The sequence below is a fragment of the Pseudochrobactrum sp. AO18b genome, from assembly GCF_000409565.1.
Taxonomy (GTDB): Bacteria; Pseudomonadota; Alphaproteobacteria; order Rhizobiales; family Rhizobiaceae; genus Pseudochrobactrum; species Pseudochrobactrum saccharolyticum.
Genome location: NZ_ANNO01000477.1, coordinates 1 through 3,423 on the forward strand (window position 1 = coordinate 1; position 3,423 = coordinate 3,423).

Consider the following 3,423-nt stretch of genomic DNA (forward strand, 5'->3'; position numbering starts at 1 on the left):
ACTGTAAAACAATACCGGAATGCCTGTAATGACCACCCAAGACCCGTTCGGAAAAAGTGAAAATGCCTTAGCCGTTGTGCTGGCCTTAGCAATGGTTCCGGCACTGGGATTGGGCTTTGCGCGTTTTGCCTATGCGCTTGTGCTGCCGGATATGCGTGCCGATCTGCACTGGTCCTATGCGGATGCAGGCTGGATGAATACCAGCAACGGGATCGGCTATCTGTTCGGCGCTTTGCTCGCATCGCGCCTGCTGCGCTATATCAGTGCCTATAAAATGATGATCATCAATATCTGGCTGGTTGTCGTTTCGCTGGCACTCTGCGCGGTCTTCCGCGATGTGCTTATTCTCAACCTGCTGCGATTTATTGCCGGACTCAGTGCAGGTTTGGCTTTTGTGGCCGGTGGCCTGCTGACAACCAGTCTTGCACAGCGTCATCCGGAGCGCAGTTCGGTTATTCTCGGTATTTTCTATGCAGGGCCTGGCATCGGTATTTTCCTGTCCTGTCTCGTCATTCCTTATCTGATTGCCTATTTGGGTGCAGGCTCATGGCCTTATGCATGGGCCTTGCTGGCACTGATGGCCGCCCCTCTGGCGCTGTTGCTGATCGGCGCGCGCGGACAAAATGTAACGCTCTACAAGCCGGATCAGAAAAGCAAACCTTACCGTGTTGACTACAAAGCCATGAGCGGCATTTTAGCCGGATATCTCTTTGTCGGTGCCGGTTATATTGCCTATATGACCTTTATGATCGCATGGGTGCAGAATTCCGGCGGCGGGGCTATGCTGCAATCAGCCTTTTGGTTTGTGATCGGGCTTGGCGCAATTTCCTCACCATGGGTTTGCGCAGGCATTCAGAAAAAAGTGCTGCATGGTTATGGTTTCGCCCTGCTCTCGCTGATTACACTGATTGCATCACTGCTGCCGATTTTCTCATCCGGCACGCCTCTGCTGATGATTTCTGCTGCCGGTTTCGGTTGTGCCTTTTTCGCGGTTGTTGCCTCAACCACAGTCTATGTGCGCCGCAATCTGCCACCGGAAGGCTGGGCAGCAGCAATCGGCATGATGACTGTTATGTTCTCAATCGGGCAGATTGTCGGCCCTGTGCTGATCGGCTTTATCAATGACCTGACACATAACCTCTCAAGTGGCCTGTGGGCTTCAGCCGGATTGTTATTACTCGCAGTGATTTGCGGTATTGCGCAACGTGATCTTACACCTGTCCGGTAATCCGGCGATAATGACTCGGCGGCACCGCATTATATTTCGACCAGACACGGCGCAGATGGCGGGCTGAAGTAAAGCCGGTTTTCTCGGCGATATTCTCCATATCCAGCGGCGAATTGGTCAGAATATCTTTGGCAAGTGTTACGCGGATCAGATTGACATATTCCGTCACCGTCAGCCCCGTATGCTCCTGAAACAGACGTGACAGATTGCGAACACTCATAAAACCGGTATCGGCCAGTTCAGCCAGAGACCAGCACCGCGCCGGATCAGCAATAATCGCATCCTGAATACGATGAATTGCCGGATAAATATGATTACGCCCGCTCAGCCACGGTGAAAATTGCGGCTCGCCACCAGTACGCCGGATATAGACAACCATATAACGGGCAATATTCAGCGCCACGACCGGTGATGTCAGCTTTGCCACCAGATGCAGCATAAGGTCAGTTCCGGTGGAAATACCTGCACTCGAAAAGCGCGTACCATCTTCCACATAAAGCCGGTTATCCAGCACGCGCGCAGCCGGAGCAATTTCACGCAATTCATCAACGGACAGCGCATGGGTGGTGCAGGCATAACCGTCAAACAAACTGGCACGCGCAGCAATCAAAGCGCCGGAGCAAATCGTTACCAGATGCATTGATGGCCGGAAAACCGCTTTCAACCATGCTGCCAATTGCCGGTATTCCGGCTCGGGATCAATTGCCTCTGCCGGTGCTGTGATAGTACCGCAAACAAGAATATAGGCATCATCCGGCAATTGTGCAGGTAATGGCTCAAGCCCTGCAACAGCCAGCCCGATTGAACTCACCTGCTCCGCTTGCGTTGAGACAAAATGATAATCAAACAGAATATCCTTTTGTTCCGCATTGGCACGACGCAGCACTTCCACCGGCCCCGCCACATCCAGCAGCAGGATATGCGGCGGCACAACAACATAGACTGGTATAATCTTTGGGATCGTCGTGCCGCTTGGCTTATTCACAATCCTGTTTCCTTATGTGAGACAGCCTGAAGTACTTCTTCAACCGTAGCAATGCGCGCAAAACGCCCTGCCAGAACCAGCTCCGTGCGCATTTTGATATCCTCAACGGAGAAGACCTGTCCTGAAGGATGCTGCATCGGAAAAGTCAGCGTGGCTTCCGTTACATAATCAACCTGATAGCCCAGATCGGATGCATGACGCGTTGTCGTTTCACAGCACTGTTCGGTTCTGATGCCACAGATAATCAGCTTGCGGATACCGCGCTCCGTCAGCCAGACATTCAGACCGCTTTCCACAAGAGCAGAGTGACGTTTCTTGTAGAATAATACCGTTGGATCAATCGCCACGCCTTCCAATGTGCGCACAAAACCGCTTTCCAGCTGAAACACATCATCATTATCCGTGTGCAAAATCTGCACGACCGGAATCTTGCGCTTTGTAGCACCATCAATCAGCGCCTGCACATTCCGGATAAAAGGTCGGGCAATATCATCCTGCCATACGGGACGCTGGCGAAAAGATTCCTGAACATCAATAACGATCAGAGCAGTATCATTGGCGGACATTTTAGGTAACTCCTGTAAAGTGGTATAACAGAAATTACCGCGCCAAAACATAATGAAAAAGTCAGTATCAGGACAATGACCGGACATATCCGGCCATTATTATCATGAAATTTTTAAGCCGGAATGTGATAAGTCACAGCCATATATTTCGGTTTCTGCTCAGAGGAGACAAGTTTGCCGCCCAGAGTTTCGGCAATCTTGCGGCTAGCACGATTTTCTTCGGCTACCGGATAGACGAAATAGTCTGCCTGTAACGCTTCCTTTGCCCAGTCGAACACAGCAGTGACCGCTTCCTTACCAAAGCCCTGCCCGTGTACGTCCTCACACATCCAAACGCCGAATTCCGGTGTAGTCGTTGTAGCCCGATGCACACCGACAATGCCGATATAGCGCCCGTTTCGTATATCTCTGGCAACGAAGTGGTAATCTGTCCCCTTCAAAAAACGCTCTTCCCACAGAGGTTTGTTTTCCAAAAACTCTTCATAGGATGCAGGCGGCTCCCACGCCATAAAACGGGTCAGCGTCGGTGTGATATGGCTGTACATTTCCGCAGCATCCTGCGGTGTATATATCCGCAGTTTCAGACGCTGCGTCGTCAGTTCAGGTCTTGTCATTTTTCCCCCAATAAAAAAGGGGGGCCCCGG

The 3,423-nt window shown here is 51.5% G+C and carries 4 protein-coding genes; 1 reads left to right on the forward strand and 3 read right to left on the reverse strand.

All coding sequences use genetic code 11. The features are described 5' to 3' along the window. The first annotated feature begins 28 nt into the window (after positions 1-28). Positions 29-1,228, forward strand: coding sequence for a YbfB/YjiJ family MFS transporter (locus tag A918_RS0117645; protein ID WP_022712328.1), 1,200 nt, complete (start codon positions 29-31; stop codon positions 1,226-1,228). On the opposite strand, the gene A918_RS0117650 is transcribed toward A918_RS0117645, so the two are convergent. The 3 genes from A918_RS0117650 to A918_RS0117660 all read right to left on the reverse strand — a co-directional run. Further along, positions 1,212-2,213, reverse strand: coding sequence for a GlxA family transcriptional regulator (locus A918_RS0117650; RefSeq protein ID WP_022712329.1), 1,002 nt, complete (start codon positions 2,211-2,213; stop codon positions 1,212-1,214). The two genes, A918_RS0117645 and A918_RS0117650, sit on opposite strands and share 17 nt — an antisense overlap. Next, complete coding sequence (locus tag A918_RS0117655; RefSeq protein WP_022712330.1) at positions 2,210-2,779, reverse strand: isochorismatase family protein; 570 nt, start codon at positions 2,777-2,779, stop codon at positions 2,210-2,212. The genes A918_RS0117650 and A918_RS0117655 overlap by 4 nt, the downstream gene beginning before the upstream one ends. Before the next feature lie 113 nt (positions 2,780-2,892). After that, the coding region (locus A918_RS0117660) for a GNAT family N-acetyltransferase (protein ID WP_371257532.1) at positions 2,893-3,423 on the reverse strand (531 nt) is incomplete at its 5' end.